Below are 18,311 nucleotides of genomic sequence, written 5' to 3'. Positions count from 1 at the left end.
CATCCGATTCAGCCTTTAAACATGGGCGCTGACGCCCCAGCCGCGTTCCCGTCAAGCGCGATAAAAGGCACTTCTGAAAGGTGCCTTTTGTGTCTGGCACTCTGCCCACCGAAGTGCCGAATTTGCCGCAGTGTCAGCCGCAATTTACACTTGATCGCGCCATCCCCCACTCGCATAGTGACCCCACGATGCCACGCCAGTCCGGGTGTGGTAGCGGGGAGGCAAAAGCTCAGGCTCGCATCGCAAGGCGCGACGTTTGGGTAAAGCCTTCGAGAGATCCCAGTTTTTTGGAGGATTCGGGACATGACTGACGACAAAGCTGGGCCGAGCGGCCTGACGCTGAAAGAAGCTGAAGAAGTTCACAGCTATCTGATCGATGGCACCCGTGTGTTCGGGGCGATGGCGCTTGTTGCGCACATCCTCTCGGCGATCGCCACGCCGTGGCTCGGCTAATCGGGTAGAGGAGATATACCATGAACAACGCTAAAGTTTGGACCGTTGTCGCCCCCTCGACCGGTGTTCCGCTGGTGCTCGGCGCCGTTGCCGTGACCGCTCTGATCCTGCATGGCGGCCTGCTGGCCACCACCGATTGGTTCGGCGCGTACTGGAACGGTCAGCCGATGACCGCCCCGACCGTGGTCGTGGCCGCTCCGGCGCAATAATTTTGATGGGCCCATCGGTTTAGACCGGTGGGCCCATTCTCTCTCCGGGGGCCTGCCCCCTTCAATACCCCTTCTACTCTTGGGCGGCACCCATGGGCTACCGTGACTTCGCTCTGAAAAATCTGGCGCGATTCGGTCCCAGGTATCTTCCCTTTGCCGATGTGGCCACGGAAGAGGTTCCCCTCTCCCGCCTTCTCCGGCTCTCTTTGTTTCAAGTCACCGTTGGTATGACGCTTGTGCTGCTGGCTGGCACGCTCAACCGGGTGATGATTGTCGAAATGGGTGTGCATGCCTCGATCGTGTCGATCATGCTGGCAATGCCGCTGCTTTTCGCCCCTTTCCGCACGCTGATCGGCTTCAAATCCGATACCAATAAATCCGCGCTTGGGCTCAAGCGCGTGCCGTGGGTCTGGAAGGGCACGATCTATCAGTTCGGCGGCTTCGCGATGATGCCTTTTGCGCTTTTGGTGCTGTCGGGCTTTGGCGAATCTTATGATGCGCCGCGTTGGATCGGCATTTCCGCTGCGGCGCTTGCCTTTTTGCTGGTGGGTGCGGGGGCACATATCGTGCAGACCGCAGGCCTTGCGCTGGCCACCGACCTTGTTGAAGAAGAAGATCACCCCAAAGTCGTCGGCCTGATGTATGTGATGTTGCTGTTTGGCAGCGTTGCCTCGGCCCTGATTTATGGGTTCTTGCTGTCCAACTACACGCCCGGGCGCCTGATTCAGGTGATTCAGGGCACGGCGCTGGTGTCGGTCGCGCTGAACATGGCCGCGCTGTGGCGCCAAGAGGCCTTTGACCGCGCCAAGGCGCGCGAGATGGAAGCCGCCGTGCACCCGACCTTCAAGGACGCGTTCAACGAGCTGATGGCGCAACGCGGGATGATTCCGCTGCTCGCCGTGATCGCCCTTGGCACCTTTGCCTATGGGATGGCGGATGTCTTGCTGGAACCCTATGGCGGGCAAGCCTTGGGCCTGAGTGTCGGCGATACCACGAAGCTTTCGGCGCTGTTCGCCTTTGGCACGCTGTCGGGGTTCGGCCTTGCTTCGCGCGTCTTGGGCCGGGGGATGAAACCGATGCATCTGGGCCTGCTTGGCGCGATCATCGGCGTGCCCGGTTTTGGCGCCATCATCTATTCGTCGCTTTTGCCGATGTTCGCGCTGTTCGTCGTCGGCACCTATGTCGTCGGCTTCGGCATTGGGCTGTTCGGCCATGCCACGCTGACCGCCACCATGCGGGCCGCGCCCAGTGACCGGATCGGTCTTGCCTTGGGCGCCTGGGGGGCGGTGCAAGCCACCGCTGCCGGACTGGGCATTGCGCTGGCTGGCGTGGTGCGCGACGGGCTTGTGGCCATGCCCGGCGTGTTCGGCTCCGGGGCGGCAGGCCCCTATAATACCGTGTTTGCACTGGAAGCTTTTTTGTTGCTCATCGCCATCGTGTTTGCCGTGCCGTTAGCGCTGAGCCGTGACAAGTGACCACGGAGCGCTTTTGCGCGACGGGGTTTAGACTTTGGATTGTCCTTACCCGAGGAGGATGCATGACGACGGCAAAAACGCGGCTATATGCCGATGCAGAGTCGGCTTGCGGGATCGCAAGTCTGCTCCGGAAAAAGGGGATAAGACCCGGCGCGGTCACCGTCGTTACTGCCGACGGCTGTAAGCGCGTCGCCCTTGACCAAGCACTCAAAGCCGCCGGCGTTCACATACGTGCCGTCGTCGGTTCTGCAGAGCGGCTCGCTGGCGGTGCCGCCGCGCTCGTCGCGAAAGTCAGCCACAAGCCGCTAGGCGCGGCGCAAGTTCTGCGTATCATCTCCGCACGGTGCGGATGCTGTTGCGCTTGAAAACGTCACTGAAGAGTTCACCTGCGAGGAAAAGACCAAAATGAACACCGACAACATCATGAAAGACCATCGTCACATCTTCCTGAACACGCCGATCAAAGCGGAACCGGCTGGCGAGTTCTCGTCGCGCTTCGGCTGGCCCCTTCTGAAGGACACGCCGCGTGAGAAGAACGTCTACGAAGGCACCAAATACATGTCGCAAGGCTTCTGGCCGCAACCGCTGGTGAAAGACACCCCGCGCAAGCCGAACCTGTGCCCGCGTGACGCCGCCCCGAAATCGGCTGCGTTCTGGAAAATGCCGCTGGTCAAAGACAGCCCGCGTCAATCGAACGTGATCCCCGGCAAATTCCTGCCGTTCTCGGACACCTTCGGTTTCGCCACGATCTCGCGTCGTCCGGGCGAATAATCATGCACCGGGCGGCGTAAGCCGCCCGCCTGCCTCGGGTGGCGCCCGCTCTTCGGTCGGAGAGCGGGCGTTTCCGTTTGTTAGAGCTATTCTTTGGTCGGTTTAGGCGCGCCTTAAACGCGGCCAGACCTTGGGCGACGCTCTTTGCCTCTTCCGCCGCGATCAGGCGGGCCTTCACGTCGGCTTTCTGGTCTGCGCGCGTGGTCCCCATCCGTGCGCCATCTTTTGGGAACATCGTTCAAGATGACGGCCGCACTGTTGCCGGTGTCTTCCACGGCTTCCATCCCCAAGACGCTGCGCGACAAGGAAGAATCGGCGGCCTTCACAACAAGTTCGAAGAGGCCCGCGCCGAGCCGCTGCTGGCCGAAGCGCGCGGCCAAACCACCTTGTAAGAAAGCGCGGACGAGCACCTGTCCACAGCCCCGCCCCGGCAAACGGAAAGACCCGGTGAAAGGAAACGCCGATGCCCCGCCTTACCCGCCCCCTTGCCCATGCGGCCTTCATCGCTTTGGTGATCTTGGCCAGCCTTTGGGCCGCAACCGCGCTTTGGCTGCATCTGGCGGGCCTGCCGCGGCTTTTCGCGCTGACGGGGCTAACCCTTGCGGCAAGTGCCACGCTGGCCGCGCGCGTCTTGCGCAGCCGCCGCATGGGCTGGGCGCTGCTGCTCTTTGGTGCGGCACTGGTCGCAGGCTGGTATCAGACCATCACGCCGCGCCAAGATCGCGATTGGGCTTTGGATGTGGCGCGCGGCGTCCGCGCCGAACTGCGCGGCGATATCGTCACGCTTGATGATATCCGCGATTTCGATTGGCGCTCGCCCACCGAAGCGACGCCGCGCTGGATCAGCCGCCGCGTCGATCTGAACGATCTCGAAACCGTCGATATGATCACCTCGGTCTGGGACAGCCCCGATATCGCGCATCTTTTGGTCAGTTTCGGCTTCAAAGGGGGCGAGCATGTGGTGTTTTCCGTTGAAATCCGGCGCGAGGCGCAAGAGCAGTTCAACGAAATTGGCGGCTTCTTTCGGCAATTCGAGCTGGTGTTGATCGGCGCGACCGAACGCGACATCGTGCAATTGCGCACCAATCACCGGCGCGAAGAGGTGCGGCTTTACCCGGTTGCGCTTAGCGCCGCGCAGCGCCGCACGATGTTCATGTCTTATGTTGCGCTGGCGCAGGAGTTGCAGGCCGAGCCCACCTTTTACAACACGCTGACCGCCAATTGCACCACGGTGGTGTGGCGCCTTGCGCGCAGCCTCAACCCCGATCTGCCATTGGATTGGCGGCTGGTCCTGTCGGGGCATTTGCCCGATTACCTGACCGATCTGGGCGTGATCGCCCCTGCCCTGCCCGAAGCGCGCGACCGGGCCGCCCGCATCACCCCGCGCGCGCAGCGCAACCTGCCCGGCCTGTCGTTTTCCGAAAAGATCCGCACCCCTTAGGGGCAAAACAAAGGGCCAGAGCAACCGCCCCAGCCCCTTGCCTTTATCAAATGTCAGGCGACGCTTAACCCGCCAGCCTTAGGGCCTCGTCTTCGGAGGTGGGGGCGATGCGGAACACCGCGCTCAATTCCTTGAGCTTGCGCGCCTCGCTCAACAGCCCCTGCGTGGCGGCGGAATTTTCCTCGAACATAGCGGCATTATGCTGGGTCACCTGATCAAGCTGGTTCACGGCCATCGTCACTTCGGAAATCCCGGTCGATTGTTCGCTGGCGGCGGTGGCGATCCCGCCCAGAAGATCGTCCAGTTCAGACACCAGCTTGTCGATATCGACCAAAACCGTGTCGGAGCGGGCCGCAAGATGCACCCCCGATTGCACATTGCGGGCCGAGGTTTCGATCAGCTTGGCAATCTCTTTGGCCGCCTCCGAAGAGCGTTGCGCCAAAGCGCGCACCTCCGAGGCCACAACCGCAAAACCGCGCCCGCTTTCGCCCGCCCGCGCGGCCTCCACCCCGGCATTGAGCGCTAAGAGATTGGTCTGGAAGGCGATATCGTCGATCACCGAGGTGATGCGCGAAATCTGCTCCGAACTTTCCGCGATATCGTTCATCGCAGAGGCGGTCTGCCGCACCACCGAAAGCCCCGTCGCAGTGGTCGACCGGGTGCGCCGCACCGCAGTAGCCGCCGTGCGTGCCCCCTCGACCGATTGCTCGACCGAAGACGACATCTGGTTCATCGCCGCAGCGGTTTCTTCAAGCGACGCGGCCTGCGTCTCGGTGCGCCGCCCCAATTCGCTTGAGGCGATGCTCAACTGGCCAGCCCCGTCCTCAACCGCTTGCGTCGTCTCGACGATAGCGCCAATCAGATCAGCCATCTTTTCCAGCGCGGCGTTGAAATCCTCGCGCAGGCCCACATAGGCCGGGGGGAAGTCCGCCGTGATCCGCGCCGTCAGATCACCAGCAGAAATCGCATGCAGCCCCTCGGCCAAAGCCGTCACGATCAGCGATTGTTCGCGCAATTGTGCTTCTCGTTCCGCAGCAAGGCGCGCTTCTTCGGCGGCTTTTTCGGCGGCGCGAACCTCGGCTTCGCGGGCGCGTTCGGCTTCGGCTTCCGCCTCGCGGCGCGCCAATTCCTCGTCGCGGGCGCGGGCCTCTTCTTCGGCACGGGCCAGACTTTCGGCCTGCGCCCGCTGCTGCGCCTCAAGCGCGTCCTTTTCGGCCAAAGCGGCGCGGAATTTTTCCAGTGCGCGGGCCATATCGCCCACTTCACTGCGCCCATCCGTGCCCGGCACATCGCTTTGCGTATCGCCTGCGGTCATGCGCTCCATCCGCGCATGCACCGCCGCAATGGGGCGCGTGACCGAGCGCGCCAGAACCGTGGCGACGCCAATCAGCGCGAACACAGCGACCACCATCGCAATATTCGACACCGTGCGCAAATGGGCCAGTGCCGTCTGAATATCGCTTAGATAAGAGCCGGTGCCGACGATCCACCCCCAAGGAGCGAATTCTCGCACGAAACCCACTTTTTCCTCGGGAATATCGCTGCCCGGCTTGTTGAAGAAATAGCGCAGCGCCCCGCTTTGCGCGGTTTCGGCCAAGGCGATCATCTCTGCAAAGATGCGCGTACCGTGGGGGTCGGCATAATCGATCTGGGAGGTTCCGACCCAGTCGGCCTTTGTCGGATGCATCACGATATTACCGCTATGATCCAAGACGTAAAAATAGCCAGATTCGTCGAAGCGCAGCCCGGCAAGGCGCCGCGCGCCTTCGGCTCGGGCGGCTTCGGGGGTCAGTGTGCCGGCGGCGACCTCTTCTTCCAAATCGCGCAGAACACTGATCGCGGTGTCGGTGACATCGCTCAGATGCTGGCTGCGCATCTCAAAGGCGTTATCAGCCGCAAATCCCAAAAGGATCTCGGACAAGATGACAAGCGACAGCGCGGCAACGGCCACGATGCCGTAAATACGGGCGGATATTCCAGTCAGTCGGGTCAAGGTGGGCCTACTTGCACAAAAGAGATTTCGATGTGCCCGGAAACCAGAAAAACAAAGCGACAAGAAACAAAACCGGGAAGTGAGTGCGGGCAAGTTTGCACCAAAGGATCAAGAAACCCTTATGATCTGGTCTAATTCCAACATTGGTTCCTAAACTTCTATCCTTTCGCACAGCGGCCCCCGCCGCATGCGTCTCCGTTTACGCCGCATTGACATTGCCCGCGCCTTGGCAAAGCTTGGCCCGGGCTCCGCACGCGGCGGGGCGCCCGTGCCGCGCAGACCGGGGCCGGGACAAGGCAGAAGACAGGCCCGGTGGGGCCGAACGGGCGCCGCCGGGCATACCGGGCGGGCGTCAGAGGGGAAATAACCGATGTCGAGCTTCGATCATCCGATGTTCAAACCGCTGTGGGTGCGCATTGCCGTGGTGGCCTTCTGCTTCATCTGGGCCGGTTTCGAGGTGGTCTCCACGCAAAGCTACCTTTGGGCGGCGATCTTTGCCGCCGCCGGGGCCTATGCTGGCTGGCATCTGCTGGTGAAATACGTCCCGCCCGCGCCGAAAGACGCGCCCAAAGGCGACGACGCGGCCTGAGGCTTAGCCTGCTTTGCGGGCGACGATGAAGCGGCTGTGGCGGTGCTTGCCAAAGTGCCGCTCGCCTTCGATTGTAAAGCCTGCGGTTTCGATCATCGCGCGCAATTCCTTGTGGCGCAAAAGATTGAGCGGCGGCATCAGCCCGCGCTTGCGCAAGATCGGAAACAACAGCCGCATCAGCGGGTTAAAGTCGCGCAAGCACCAAGTTTTCGAGATCAACAGCCCCCCCGGCACAAGCTGGTCGCGCAACACCGCAAGCGTGGCGGGGGCATCGGGCACCAGATGCAGGATGTGAAAGGCGCAGATCGCGTCGAACGGCCCCGCAGCATGGGGGACATCGGCGGCGGCCTGCACGAAGCGCACCCCTTCGGGCGCCGCTTTCGCTTGGGCAATCCGCACCATTTCGGGCGACAGATCGGTGGCCAGCCACGCCCCCACGGTGCCGCCCAGCCGCACCGCCGTCGAGCCTGTGCCGCAGCCGATTTCCAAGACCTTATCGCCCGGGTGCAGCCAGCCGCCCACCTCGACCAGCATATCCTCGAACGCCTGCGGGTCCTTAAGCGGGCGCGCCGCATATCGCTCGGCCACCTTGTCCCAGAAATGGAGTTGCTGTTCGGTCATATCCGCCCCCTTGATGCTGGCGCGATGCTAGCGCCGCGCCGCGCCGCCCGGTAGCCCCCGCACCGCGCCGGGACGATCTGGCGCAGCGGCGCGGGTGGCGGTTTGTGTCTTTGCCGTGCCGGGTGTTACGCTGGGCCAAAGGAGACGCGGATGATCACACGCACATTGGGCACAGATGGCCCCACCGTTTCGGCCCTTGGTCTGGGCTGCATGGGCATGACCGCCTCTTATGGCACGCCGCCAGCAAGCGCCGAAATGATCCGGCTGATCCGCCACGCCCATGACCAAGGCGTGAATTTTTTCGATACGGCAGAGGTCTATGGCCCCTATCGCAACGAGGAATTGCTGGGCGAAGCGCTCGCCCCGATCCGCGATAAGGTGGTGATCGCGACGAAATTCGGCTTTCAGATCGATACTGCTGGCCGGTCGATTGGCACCAATAGCCGCCCCGAACACATCCGCGCGGTCTGCGAGGCGTCGCTGCGCCGCCTGCGCACCGACCGGATCGATCTTTTTTATCAACATCGCGTCGATCCGGATGTGCCGATTGAAGAGGTGGCGGGCACGGTGGCCGATCTGATCGCGGCGGGGAAAGTGGCGCATTTTGGCCTGTCAGAAGCCGGGGCGGGCACGATCCGGCGCGCCCATGCGGTGCAGCCCGTGACCGCCTTGCAAAGCGAATATTCGCTTTGGACCCGGCACATCGAGGCCGAGATTTTACCGCTCTTGGAAACGCTGGGGATCGCACTGGTCGCCTTTTCGCCGTTGGGCCGGGGGTTTTTAAGCGGGGCGATCACCGACGCCACGCAACTGGGCACGCAGGATTTTCGCAAAAACCATCCACGTTTTCAGCCCGAAGCGCTCGCCCATAACCGCGCGTTGCTTGCCCAGCTTGCCACGCTTGCGCAGGAGTTAGGGGCCACTCAAGCGCAACTCTCCTTGGCTTGGGTGTTGGCGCAAAAACCATGGATCGTGCCGATTCCCGGCACCACGAAAGCGTCGCGTTTGGCGGAAAACCTTGGTGCCGCCAATCTGCGCCTATCCCCCGACATGCTGGCCAAAATCGACCGCGCCGTGACCGAGCATGGGGTGCAAGGCGCGCGCTATCCAGACCAGCTTTAGGCGGCCGCAGGGCTTTAAACCCGCTTAGCCGGTCTTGCGCTGCTGGTCGGCCAGAAAGGCCGCAAAGCTTTCGGCGCTGATCGGGCGCGACCACAAATAGCCTTGCCCGCAATCCACGCCCAGATCGCGCAAGATCGCGCATTGGGCCTCGGTCTCGACCCCTTCGGCCACGGACCGAATGCCCATCCCGCGCGCGATTTCGATGATCGCGGCCACGATGGCACGGTCGTCGCGACGGTATTCCAACCCCGACACGAAGCTGCGGTCGATCTTGATTTCCGCCACCGGAATTTTTTTCAAATGCGCCAAGGCCGCATGGCCGGTGCCGAAATCATCAAGCGACAATTCATAGCCCCGATCCGCAATCGCATCGAGCAGGCGGCTGACCATATCGGTGCCCCGCCCGATCAGGCAGCCCTCGGTGATTTCGAGCAGCAGCGCATCGCCCCGGATGCCGTGGCTTTCGAACATCTGGATCGTTTCCATCAGAAGTTCCGGGGATTTGATGTCGTCGGGGTGAATGTTCAGCGCAATCTTGCCCGGGTCGAGCCCCTGCGCACGCCAGCCGGTGATATGTTCGGCCACGGCCTCGGCGATATGGCGCGACAATGCGGGCAACATGCCGCGCTCGGCCGCGATCGACAGGAACCATTCGGGCGACACCTTCTGCCCATCCGGCAAGGTCCAACGCACCAGCGCCTCGGCCCCCATCAATGTGCCATCGCGCAGCGAAATCTTGGGCTGGTATTGCACGTAAAGAAGGTTGCCTTTCAGCGCATCGCGCAGCCCCGCTTCGATCCGGTCATCATTGATCACCTGCTCGCGCAACTGGCTGTCAAATTTCACGCATTGCCCACGCCCCGATTCCTTGGCCCGGTTCAGCGCCAGATCGGCCTTGAGGAACAATTCAACCGGATCGGCCGCGTCATCGGGGCAGATCACTGCACCGATCGACGCCCCCGGATGCACCTGCCGCCCGGCCAGACGGGCGGGCACGTTCAGCGCCTCCAGCAGCCGCCCCGCCACGGCACGGATCTCGTCTTCGGTCGCCGCATCGACCAGAATGATCGAGAATTCATCGCCGCCGATACGCCCAATCACATCGCCTTCATGCAGATTGGCGCGCAGCCGACGCGCGATCTCGGCCAGAAGTTCGTCCCCGACACTATGGCCAAACAGGTCGTTGACGTTCTTGAACCGGTCAAGATCCATCAACAACACCGAAAAATGGCCGCCCTCGGCCGCTTGCCGCGCCACCGCCTCCGCCAGACGGGTGTTGAACGCCTTGCGGTTCAAAAGCCCGGTCGTGTCGTCGATATTGGCCAGCAGATAGTTTTCATCGCGCGCCCGGCGCAGCCCGTCGACCGCTTGCGACAGCGCATTGACCGAGTCATCGCGCTGCCGCGCAGTCTCGCCCGCGCTCACCGCGAAATAGGCCAGAAACATCCCGTAAAGGAAGCAATAGGCGGTGATCGGCAAAGCCTCTTCCCAGCCGCCCCACAGCACCGAGCCTGTCACCGCAAGGAAAATCGTCGCCATATAGCTGACCGCGGCGGTCAACGCACGATGCAGCATCAACACGCCGCCCGCCAGCATCCCGGTGCAGACCACCATCACCAGCATCGGCTCGCCACTGCCATGCAACGCGAAGACATGAATCGGCAGCGCCGCCCAAGGCAAGGCCAGCAAAACCGAGGTCAGGATCAGACGCCGCGCCGCGCGTTTCGACACTTTGGTGATCAGCCGTCCGTTGGCGCGTTGCGACATCCAGCTAAGCCCGACGCAGAGCAAGAACACCGCCCCCAGCCAAGGCCCCAGAAAATAAACATCGCCCTCGTCGAACGCACCAATGAAATAAATCAGTGCGTTTAGCCCGGTGATAAAGGCCCCGAAAGCGGTGCCGGAGACCACGCTGGACACATCCTCCGGGCTAGGATGCTTGGAGAGCATCGCGCGAATCGGAGCAAGCAGAGAGCGAAGGAACGGATGCACGGCAAGATGTCGGTTGCTACAGGTATCTTCTGCATCGCATCAAAAGGTTGTCGGACCCTGAACCCGCGCGCGAAAACCGCGCGCAGGGCGCAAAGAAGCGTTATTACGGTTGACCCGGTGTTAACCTTGCCCCGCGAAGCTGGCGCCACAATCTGCTGCCGCCACCAAGGGGAATCACCATGGCTTCGACTGCAATCACCCGCCAGCCGCCGAAAATTTCGCGCTATGGCAATGTCACGCTGCTGCTGTGGCGCGCGGCCGGTTTCGGCGTCGTGCTGGACGCCAAAGGCCGCGCCAACCGGTTCGGCGACGGGGTCAGCCCGGCGGAAATGGAAGCGGCCATCGCCCCTTACCTGCGCGCGATCTAAGGTGCGAAAGGCGCGCGAACCAGCGCGCGCCCGCCCCGCCCCCCGCAAAGGTCGCAAAGGCTTTTGCCATGCCCGCCGCGCCCGTGCGGGCGGCCCGCTTAGTCCAAAGCCGGCAGCGCGGAAAACGGGCGCGCCGGGCCGAAATGGAACCCCTGCCCTTCGCCGCAATCAAGCGCGCGCAAAAAGGCAACGGCGGCCTCTGTCTCGACGCCTTCGGCCACGGTTTCCAGATCCAGCGCATGTGCCAACGCGATAATCGCACGCAAAATCGGCGCGTTGCGCGGATCTTGATCCAGCCCCAGCACAAAGGATTTGTCGAGCTTGATCCGGTCGATCGGCAAGTCGCGCAAATGCGAGAGCGAGGCAAAACCGGTGCCAAAATCATCCAACGCGATGCGCATGCCCGCCGCGCGCAATGTGCGAAACCCCTGCGAAAGCGGCCCCATCCGCTCGCCCACCAAGACCGTCTCGATCACCTCAAGCTCGATCAAATCGGGGGACAGGCGATGCCGGGCGATCTCGGCCAGCAAACAGTCGGCAAAGCTTGGATCGCGCAGGCTAAATTCGGAAAAGTTCACCCCCACGCGGCCCAGCCGTGCCGCATCGGTGGACAGATCCTGCAGCACCGCCGCCAATATCCCGGCATCGATCCGGCGCGCGCAATCCACATCGTCCAGCGCGGGGCCCCATTGCTCGGGCCCGCTGATGGTGCCGTCTTGCGCCATGATCCGGGCCAGCGCCTCATAGGCCACGATCTTGCCAGAGGCAAAGCAGACTTTGGGCTGGTAATAGGCCCGCAGGCGGCCCGCCTGCACGGCCTCCTGCACGAAGGCAATGGCGTCGCGGCGTGCTTCGAACCGGGCGCGTGTTTCCCCGCGCAAGAACGCCGCGCGCGCGGGGCCGTGCCGTTTCGCCTCTGACAAGGCATCGCGCAGGGCGCGCATCAGCCCTTCGGCATCCGGCGCATCGCCGGGCCGCGTCGCCAGACCCGCCGCCGCATCCAGCGCAAAGCCCGCGCTCGCGGCAATTCTGAACGGTTCGGCCAGCGCGGCAAAGGCCCGCGTGGCCATGCTTTGCGCCGCCGTATCCGGGTCGGGGTCTTCGCGCATCAACATAAATTCATCGCCCGCAAGGCGCGCCACCAGCCCATCTTCGCCCACCAAACCCGACAACCCTGCCGCGATTTCGCGCAGGACCGCATCGGCCTGCGCCGCGCCCAGCCGATCGCCCACCTGCGCTAAACCATCCAGATCCAACAGCACCAGCGCCAGCGTTTCGCCGCTGCGCACGGCTTGGTGCAGGCGGTTTTGAAAGGCGCGCGCGTTCATCAGCCCGGTCAGCTCATCGATATTGGCCGCGCGCCACAGCCGCTGCCGGTCGCGGTTTTCATGGGTCACATCTTCAAGCGTGCCAACCACCCGCGCGCAGGGGGCGGGTTGCAATTCCGCGCGCAGCCGCACCCGGCGCAGCTTGCCCGAGGGGGTGGCAATCGTCGTGTCAAAGCGCAAAGGCGCGGCAAGGTCTGTTTCGTCCCCCTGCCCCGGCACCGGCGCCATGCGCAAATTATGCAGCCGCGCTCGCAGCAGATTGCGCGCCTTCGGGGATACCAAGCGTGCCAGCACCGCCTCAAGCGTGGCCTCTGTGGTGTCGGGCAGGCCCAGCGTATCGCGCACGCGCGCACTGACCAAAACCGCGCCCGCGCGCGGATCATAGGCCCAAGCGCCCAGCCCGCTTAGCCGTTCAAGCTGTGCAAGCCCCGCCTGATCGCACGAAAACAAGGCCCCTTTTGGCAAAGAAGCATCCGGCGCGCCGATCCCATCTGACCGGGACCGCATCAACCTTGCCCCCAAAAGAACAAGACAGCGCGGCCGCGGCCCATTTTTCTGTGCTCCTGTCGCGCGGCGCGCACCTGTTCCTCCAAGGTCATAGGGTTCGCGGTCACATAGGCAGAAAGATGCAACCAAAAGCTTGACGCGCCCCGGAATGCTTGGGCGGCAGGTGATTTTCGCGCGCGATATGCTATGATCGCGCGACGTTTTGCCCTTTTCCTTTTCGAAGGCCTTGCCATGCGCTTTGTTCCGCGCCCGCCTCAGGCCCCCAAATCCCTTGCCGGCCCCGCATTCACGCGGATGCGCACCGCCTATTTGGCATGGCTGCGCCTTGAGCCGCGCGCGCGGGCGCAAACCCGCCCGCCCGATCGCGGCCTGCCCCCGACCCCCGAGCTGCTGGACGCGCTCGCCGTTTTGTTTGATCACAAATGTGCTTTTTGCGAACGCAAGGTGACGTTGCAACTTTTCCGGTTTCGGCCGCCCTCCGAAGCGCTGCCCTTTGCCAATACCGAGGGCACCCTGGCCTATGGCTGGCTGGCCGATAGCTGGCAAAACCTGTTGCCGATCTGCGCCGACTGCCTGCCCCACCCGCGCAATGCCTTTCCGGTTGCGGGGCGCCGCGCCGCGCTGCCCTCGGCCACGCTTTACGCAGACTATGTGCAGGCGGGCACCGGGGTCTGGCCGCGCGCGCCCGCCGAAGATGAAAGCGGCTTGGCAGAAGAGCCGCTGCTGCTGGACCCCACCTTTGACGCCGATCTGGAGGCGCATCTGCGCGCCCGCCCCGATGGCTATTGGGAAGGTCTCAGCCCGCGCGGGCTGGAAACCCTGCGGCTTTACCGGCTGAACCGCCCCGATCTTGTCGCCGCAAGGGCACGGGCGGTCACCGCGCTGGGGGACGCACTAGGGGCCTCATCCACAAAGCCCCCCCAAACATCGGAGTTCGCCGGATTTCTGGCCAATCTCGCACGCCGTCAAACACCCGATCGCTTGCCCCCCCAAGCCCCTGAAAGCTTTGCTATCAAGACCAAAGCGCCTTGGCCAAGCGCCGCGCCAGAGCGTGCAACGGCGCCGGGCTATGCGCTGCCGCCCGCGTTGGTGAAGGTCGAAATCAAAGGTTTCAAGGGGATCGAACGGCTGGATCTGGACCTGCCCGCCCCCGCCCCGTTCGATGCCCCGGCCGCAGCGCGGCTGATCTTGGGGGAAAATTCGGCGGGCAAATCCTCGCTTTTGGAGGCGATTGCGCTGACGCTCGCCCCGCCCGCGGCCCGCGCCGCGCTGGACCTTGACCCCGCAGCGCTGTTGCTTGACCCCGCGCAGATGGGCAGTGCCCGCGCCGCGCGCAAAACCGGGCTGGTGCGGCTGACCTTCCAAGATGCGACAGGGGGGGCGGAAAGCCGGGTGATGCTGCGCCTGACCCGGCGCGGGCTGGAAACCGACGGGCATTTGCCCGAGGGGCTGCCGGTCTTTGCCTATGGGGCCTATCGTCATTACGTGAAGGCCAGCCATGACTGGGCGCCCGAACGCGGCATCGTTACGCTGTTTCGGTCCGACAACCTGCTGTCAAACCCCGGAAAATGGCTTGAAATCCTGCCCGAAGCGCGGTTTGACGAGGTGGTGCAGGCGCTGCGCTTCATCTTTGGCCCGGGCGGTGGCTTTGCCCGGATTGCGCGGGATGCGCGCGGCTGCATGGTGGTGACAAGCCCCGATCCCAATGACCCCGCGGCGGGCGAGCGGTTCACCCCGCTGGATGCCGTTTCCTCGGGCTTTCGCACCATGCTGGCGCTGACCTGCGATGTGATGCGCTGGCTGATCGACCCAGCGGCGCCCGGCCACTTTCCCAGCCTGAAATCGGCGCGCGGGCTGTTGCTGGTGGATGAGATCGAGGCGCATCTGCACCCGCGCTGGAAGGTGCAGGTGATGGCCGGGCTGCGCCGGGCGCTGCCCGGTATGACACTGATCGCCACCACCCATGACCCATTATGCCTGCGCGGAATGCAGGATGGCGAGGTGTTGGTGCTGCGCCGCATTCCGGGAATCGAGGCGGGCAGCCACCTGCCGATGAAGGTCGATGCGCTGACCACCCTGCCCGATGTCGGCAAGCTCACGATTGAGCAGCTTTTGAAATCGGATTTCTTTGCCCTTTACGACACCGATGATCCGCAAACCGGATCGAGCCTCGCCGAACTGGCGGATGCTTTGGCGGGGCTGGACACCACAGACCCTGCCCGTGCCGCCCAGCAAGAGGCGCTGTTGGCCCGCTTTCGCGCCGAGGTGACCGGGGCGCTGCCGGTCGGCCCTTCGGCGGTGGCGATGCTGGTACAAGAGGCGGTGGCCGATTACCTGCGCGCCCAGCGCCATCTGACCGACAGCCGCCGCCGCGCCCTGCGCGACGCCACAAAGGCGCGGATCGTGGCGATCTTGAAAGGGGGCCAGAATGCGCCGGGTTGAGCGCATCGGCCCTGTGCCCAAGGCGATGGACGGCCCCGAAAGCCGTGCCGCGCGCGAACGCGCCAAGGCCGCCGCCCATGTGGCCAAGGCCCGTGCCCGCGTGGCAGCCGGCGAAAAACGTGGCAAATCCTTTGGCTTCCGGGTCTATAAGGACGAGGCCGCAAAACTGGCGCTGGAGCGTCTCTTTCACGGAAAATGCGCCTATTGCGAAAGCGATTATGCCGCGCAAGCCCCTGTTGATATTGAACATTACCGCCCCAAAGGCGGGGTGGAAGACGACCCCGACCATTTCGGCTACTGGTGGCTCGCCGCGGATTGGGACAATCTTTTGCCCTCTTGCATCGATTGTAACCGCCGCCGCTACCAGCACCTGCCCACGCCCGAAACGGCCAGCCTTTCCGATTTGCAGGCCGCAAGCGAACCGATCTGGCAAAGCGGCAAGGAAAACGCCTTTCCGGTCTTTGCGGGCACGCGCGCCTATGGCACCTCGGCGGATCCCTTTGCCGAAAGCGCGGCAGAGCGGCCCTATCTGCTGGACCCGTGCCGCGATGATCCCGCCGCGCATTTGCGTTTTTTGGTTGATGCGGCGGACCCCTTTGGCCTTGTGTTGCCCGCACCGCTGGCCCCGCACGAAAGCGATGCGCTGCCCTTGCCGCTTGCGGGGGCGGATATGGCCCCCGATGCGGCGCCGCCCCATGTCTCGGCGCGCGGAGCGGTATCGATCCAAGTGTATGGGCTGAACCGGCTGGGCCTGGTGCAGGCGCGCACCCGTGTCTTGCGTCATTTGGCCGTGCTGGAACAGATGATCCTTGAGGCCGATGAGATCGCCGCGCGGCTGCACACAAGCCCCGATCCCGGCGCGCGCGACGCCGCTGCGCTGATCGAAGCCTTTGGCGACCGGCTGATTGCCGCCATTGGCGCGATGGCCGCCCCCGATCACCCCTATTCGGAACTGGTGCGCCAGTGGATCGACCACTGGATCGCCACGATGCAAAGCTGAAGGAGACACCCATGACCGACCCCGGCGCCCTGCCCCATTGCGATCTTGTGATGAAAGGCGGCATCACCTCGGGGGTGATCTATCCCCTTGCGCTCAAACGCCTGTCCCAAGCCTATCGGCTGCGGCAGGTCGGGGGCACTTCGGCAGGGGCGATTGCCGCCGTTTTCGCCGCTGCGGCCGAATATGGCCGCGACAGCGGCGGGTTCGACCAGATCGAAGCCTTGGCCGAGGAACTTTCCACCTCGGTGCTGGAAAAATTCCAGCCCGATCCGGCGGTGGCCAACCTGTTCCGGCTGTTGCTGGCGGCCCAACCCAAACCGTTGCCGCCCGGCGCCGTGCAAGACAGCCGCAAGATCGACTGGAAAACCCCGCTTGGGCTGGTTTGGGCACTGATGCGCGGCTATCCGCGGGAAATGGCCAAAGGCGCGGTTCCGGGCGCGGTGATCGTGGTGCTGGCGCTTTTCGCCTCGTCCACCGTGGTCTGGGGCTGGCTGCTGATCGGGCTTGTGGCGCTGATCGCCGGGATGCTGATCGGCGTGGGGCTTGAGATCAAACGCCAGATCACAGACGTGCTGCCGGGTCTTGATTACGGGCTGTGCTCTGGACGCAGCCAAGCGGGTTACCCCGAAAACAGCGCGCTGTCGGATTGGATGACCCAGCGGCTGGACGAGATTGCCGGGCTTGCCCCGGAAAGCGGACCGCTGACCACCGAAATGTTGGCCGCGCGTGGCATCACCGTGCAGACCATGACCACGGATATCACCACCCGGCGCCCCTATGTGCTGCCGATGCGTAGCAATCTGCACGCCTTTGACGAAGACGAGTTCCGCCGCATTTTCCCTGACCGGGTGGTGGATGCGATGGTCGCCGCCACAAGCCCGGTCGAAGATCATTGGCACGCAGGCGCGCGGCGTCTGCATTACTTCCGCATGGAGGCGCTGCCCGTGGTGGTGCTGGCGCGGATGAGCCTGTCCTTTCCCGGTCTGATCTCGGCGGTGCCGCTTTACCGGATCGATTACACGCTGAAAAACGCCCCGCCCGAGGCGCGGCTGCGGCGGTGCCTGTTTTCGGATGGCGGGCTGTCGTCGAATTTCCCGGTGCATTTCTTTGACGCGCTCTTGCCGCTGCGCCCCACCTTCGGGATCGCGCTGGCCGATTATGACGCCGAGCGCGCCGGACCCGACGACGCCCATGCCGGCCGGATCGATCTGCCCACCTCCACAAAGGCGGGCCGCGCCTTGCGCACCCATCCGGTGACCGGGTTGGGCGGTTTCGTTGGCGCGCTGTTTGCCTCGGCCAAGGATTGGCAAGATTCGCTGCAATCGGTCCTCACGGGCTTTCGTGAACGCATCGTCACCGTGAACCTGACCGAAAAAGAAGGTGGGCTGAACCTGCAAATGCGCCCCGAAACGATCACGCTTTTGGGCGATTTCGGCGCGCAGGCAGGCGAAACCCTGGTCGAGGATTTCGACTTCCGTCAGCATCGGATGCGCCGCTTCCTGACCGAGATACAGGCGCTTGATGCGCTTTTGGCGCAATTCGCGGCACATTGGGCGAGCGAATTCCCCGGCGCGCCAAACTATCCCGATCTGGTTTTGCAAGAGGCGGAGGGCGAATATGCCCTGCCCGCCGATCTGCGCCGCCGCCTGCACGACCGCGCCGCCCAGATCGCAGCACTTGGTGCACAGGGGCTCAGCCCGCAAGACCGCGATGCCCTGCCCGTTTCGCGCTCCAAACTGCGCCATATTGCCGAGATGGATTGATCTCATCCGGCCCACGCGTGCTGAGATGCAAATAGCCGGCCGGGCCTTTGGGCGCGGCCGGATCTTGTTAAGCTTCCGTTAACCCTCTGCTTCCTATCTTTGGGTGTTACAATTTGCGGTGCGAAATGACCTTTCGATCTTTCACCGGCATCTTGCTTGTTCTTGGTTTTGCGAGTGTTCTCGGAGCAGGGTATGGGGTGCTTCAATATCATCGGGCTTGGTCGCAAGCGACCAAGG

General features: G+C 63.7%; 15 protein-coding genes. 11 read left to right on the top strand and 4 right to left on the bottom strand.

The genetic code is table 11. From position 1 onward, the window contains the following. The first annotated feature begins 303 nt into the window (after positions 1-303). The 5 genes from CKO11_RS13675 to CKO11_RS13655 all read left to right on the top strand — a co-directional run bounded on the left by CKO11_RS13675 (position 304) and on the right by CKO11_RS13655 (position 4,349). Positions 304-453 carry a light-harvesting protein gene (locus CKO11_RS13675; protein WP_076483014.1) on the top strand — a complete coding sequence of 50 codons (150 nt, stop codon included), beginning with the start codon at positions 304-306 and terminating at the stop codon, positions 451-453. 20 nt (positions 454-473) lie between these two features. After that, positions 474-662 (top strand): light-harvesting protein, encoded by a 189-nt coding sequence (locus CKO11_RS13670; protein ID WP_223639869.1) that lies wholly within the window; start codon positions 474-476, stop codon positions 660-662. Positions 663-889: 227 nt separating this feature from the next. Further along, complete coding sequence (locus tag CKO11_RS13665) at positions 890-2,137, top strand: PucC family protein (RefSeq protein WP_317851810.1); 1,248 nt, start codon at positions 890-892, stop codon at positions 2,135-2,137. Between the two features lie 405 nt (positions 2,138-2,542). Beyond that, on the top strand, positions 2,543-2,908 hold the full coding sequence (locus CKO11_RS13660; RefSeq protein WP_223639865.1) for a hypothetical protein: 366 nt from the start codon (positions 2,543-2,545) through the stop codon (positions 2,906-2,908). A gap of 463 nt (positions 2,909-3,371) precedes the next feature. Continuing rightward, positions 3,372-4,349: a DUF4105 domain-containing protein gene (locus CKO11_RS13655; RefSeq protein ID WP_223639863.1), complete on the top strand. Its 978-nt coding sequence runs from the start codon at positions 3,372-3,374 to the stop codon at positions 4,347-4,349. A gap of 64 nt (positions 4,350-4,413) precedes the next feature. Here the strand turns inward: CKO11_RS13655 and CKO11_RS13650 are convergent, their stop codons facing one another. Beyond that, entirely contained in the window at positions 4,414-6,342 is a 1,929-nt protein-coding gene (locus tag CKO11_RS13650; RefSeq protein WP_223639861.1) for a methyl-accepting chemotaxis protein, read from the bottom strand. A gap of 370 nt (positions 6,343-6,712) precedes the next feature. Here CKO11_RS13650 and CKO11_RS13645 point away from each other — a divergent pair, with 370 nt between their 5' ends. Continuing rightward, positions 6,713-6,931, top strand: a complete 219-nt coding sequence (locus CKO11_RS13645; protein ID WP_223639859.1) for a hypothetical protein — start codon at positions 6,713-6,715, stop codon at positions 6,929-6,931. Positions 6,932-6,934: 3 nt separating this feature from the next. On the opposite strand, the gene CKO11_RS13640 is transcribed toward CKO11_RS13645, so the two are convergent. Further along, positions 6,935-7,552, bottom strand: a complete 618-nt coding sequence (locus CKO11_RS13640; protein WP_223639857.1) for a class I SAM-dependent methyltransferase — start codon at positions 7,550-7,552, stop codon at positions 6,935-6,937. Between the two features lie 150 nt (positions 7,553-7,702). Here CKO11_RS13640 and CKO11_RS13635 point away from each other — a divergent pair, with 150 nt between their 5' ends. Further along, complete coding sequence (locus CKO11_RS13635; protein WP_223639854.1) at positions 7,703-8,674, top strand: aldo/keto reductase; 972 nt, start codon at positions 7,703-7,705, stop codon at positions 8,672-8,674. Positions 8,675-8,698: 24 nt separating this feature from the next. On the opposite strand, the gene CKO11_RS13630 is transcribed toward CKO11_RS13635, so the two are convergent. Beyond that, positions 8,699-10,594, bottom strand: a complete 1,896-nt coding sequence (locus CKO11_RS13630; protein WP_223639851.1) for a putative bifunctional diguanylate cyclase/phosphodiesterase — start codon at positions 10,592-10,594, stop codon at positions 8,699-8,701. Positions 10,595-10,845: 251 nt separating this feature from the next. Here CKO11_RS13630 and CKO11_RS13625 point away from each other — a divergent pair, with 251 nt between their 5' ends. Next, on the top strand, positions 10,846-11,034 hold the full coding sequence (locus CKO11_RS13625) for a hypothetical protein (protein WP_223639848.1): 189 nt from the start codon (positions 10,846-10,848) through the stop codon (positions 11,032-11,034). Positions 11,035-11,132: 98 nt separating this feature from the next. On the opposite strand, the gene CKO11_RS13620 is transcribed toward CKO11_RS13625, so the two are convergent. Next, entirely contained in the window at positions 11,133-12,869 is a 1,737-nt protein-coding gene (locus CKO11_RS13620) for a putative bifunctional diguanylate cyclase/phosphodiesterase (protein ID WP_223639846.1), read from the bottom strand. 231 nt (positions 12,870-13,100) lie between these two features. On the opposite strand from CKO11_RS13620, the gene CKO11_RS13615 reads away from it, so the two are divergent. Genes CKO11_RS13615 through CKO11_RS13605 form a run of 3 tightly spaced genes read left to right on the top strand, consistent with a single transcriptional unit; the run spans position 13,101 to position 18,074 of the window. Beyond that, positions 13,101-15,311, top strand: coding sequence for an AAA family ATPase (locus tag CKO11_RS13615; RefSeq protein WP_223639844.1), 2,211 nt, complete (start codon positions 13,101-13,103; stop codon positions 15,309-15,311). Next, positions 15,298-16,311, top strand: coding sequence for a hypothetical protein (locus tag CKO11_RS13610; protein ID WP_223639842.1), 1,014 nt, complete (start codon positions 15,298-15,300; stop codon positions 16,309-16,311). The genes CKO11_RS13615 and CKO11_RS13610 overlap by 14 nt, the downstream gene beginning before the upstream one ends. Positions 16,312-16,322: 11 nt before the next feature. Continuing rightward, complete coding sequence (locus CKO11_RS13605) at positions 16,323-18,074, top strand: patatin-like phospholipase family protein (RefSeq protein WP_223639840.1); 1,752 nt, start codon at positions 16,323-16,325, stop codon at positions 18,072-18,074. The last annotated feature ends 237 nt before the right edge of the window (positions 18,075-18,311 follow it).

Origin of the sequence: Rhodobacter sp. TJ_12 (assembly GCF_020023995.1) — a bacterium.
GTDB lineage: Bacteria > Pseudomonadota > Alphaproteobacteria > Rhodobacterales > Rhodobacteraceae > Rhodobacter.
The sequence above is the reverse complement of the archived record's forward strand: the minus strand, read 5'-3'. Positions and strand labels throughout refer to the sequence as shown.

What these genes read in the sequence shown, in the direction of transcription:
- CKO11_RS13675 (WP_076483014.1), top strand. Translation starts at nt 304, where the DNA reads ATGACTGACGACAAAGCTGGGCCGAGCGGCCTGACGCTGAAAGAAGCT.
- CKO11_RS13670 (WP_223639869.1), top strand. Translation starts at nt 474, where the DNA reads ATGAACAACGCTAAAGTTTGGACCGTTGTCGCCCCCTCGACCGGTGTT.
- CKO11_RS13665 (WP_317851810.1), top strand. Translation starts at nt 890, where the DNA reads ATGACGCTTGTGCTGCTGGCTGGCACGCTCAACCGGGTGATGATTGTC.
- CKO11_RS13660 (WP_223639865.1), top strand. Translation starts at nt 2,543, where the DNA reads ATGAACACCGACAACATCATGAAAGACCATCGTCACATCTTCCTGAAC.
- CKO11_RS13655 (WP_223639863.1), top strand. Translation starts at nt 3,372, where the DNA reads ATGCCCCGCCTTACCCGCCCCCTTGCCCATGCGGCCTTCATCGCTTTG.
- CKO11_RS13645 (WP_223639859.1), top strand. Translation starts at nt 6,713, where the DNA reads ATGTCGAGCTTCGATCATCCGATGTTCAAACCGCTGTGGGTGCGCATT.
- CKO11_RS13640 (WP_223639857.1), bottom strand. Translation starts at nt 7,552, where the DNA reads ATGACCGAACAGCAACTCCATTTCTGGGACAAGGTGGCCGAGCGATAT.
- CKO11_RS13635 (WP_223639854.1), top strand. Translation starts at nt 7,703, where the DNA reads ATGATCACACGCACATTGGGCACAGATGGCCCCACCGTTTCGGCCCTT.
- CKO11_RS13625 (WP_223639848.1), top strand. Translation starts at nt 10,846, where the DNA reads ATGGCTTCGACTGCAATCACCCGCCAGCCGCCGAAAATTTCGCGCTAT.
- CKO11_RS13620 (WP_223639846.1), bottom strand. Translation starts at nt 12,869, where the DNA reads ATGCGGTCCCGGTCAGATGGGATCGGCGCGCCGGATGCTTCTTTGCCA.
- CKO11_RS13615 (WP_223639844.1), top strand. Translation starts at nt 13,101, where the DNA reads ATGCGCTTTGTTCCGCGCCCGCCTCAGGCCCCCAAATCCCTTGCCGGC.
- CKO11_RS13610 (WP_223639842.1), top strand. Translation starts at nt 15,298, where the DNA reads ATGCGCCGGGTTGAGCGCATCGGCCCTGTGCCCAAGGCGATGGACGGC.
- CKO11_RS13605 (WP_223639840.1), top strand. Translation starts at nt 16,323, where the DNA reads ATGACCGACCCCGGCGCCCTGCCCCATTGCGATCTTGTGATGAAAGGC.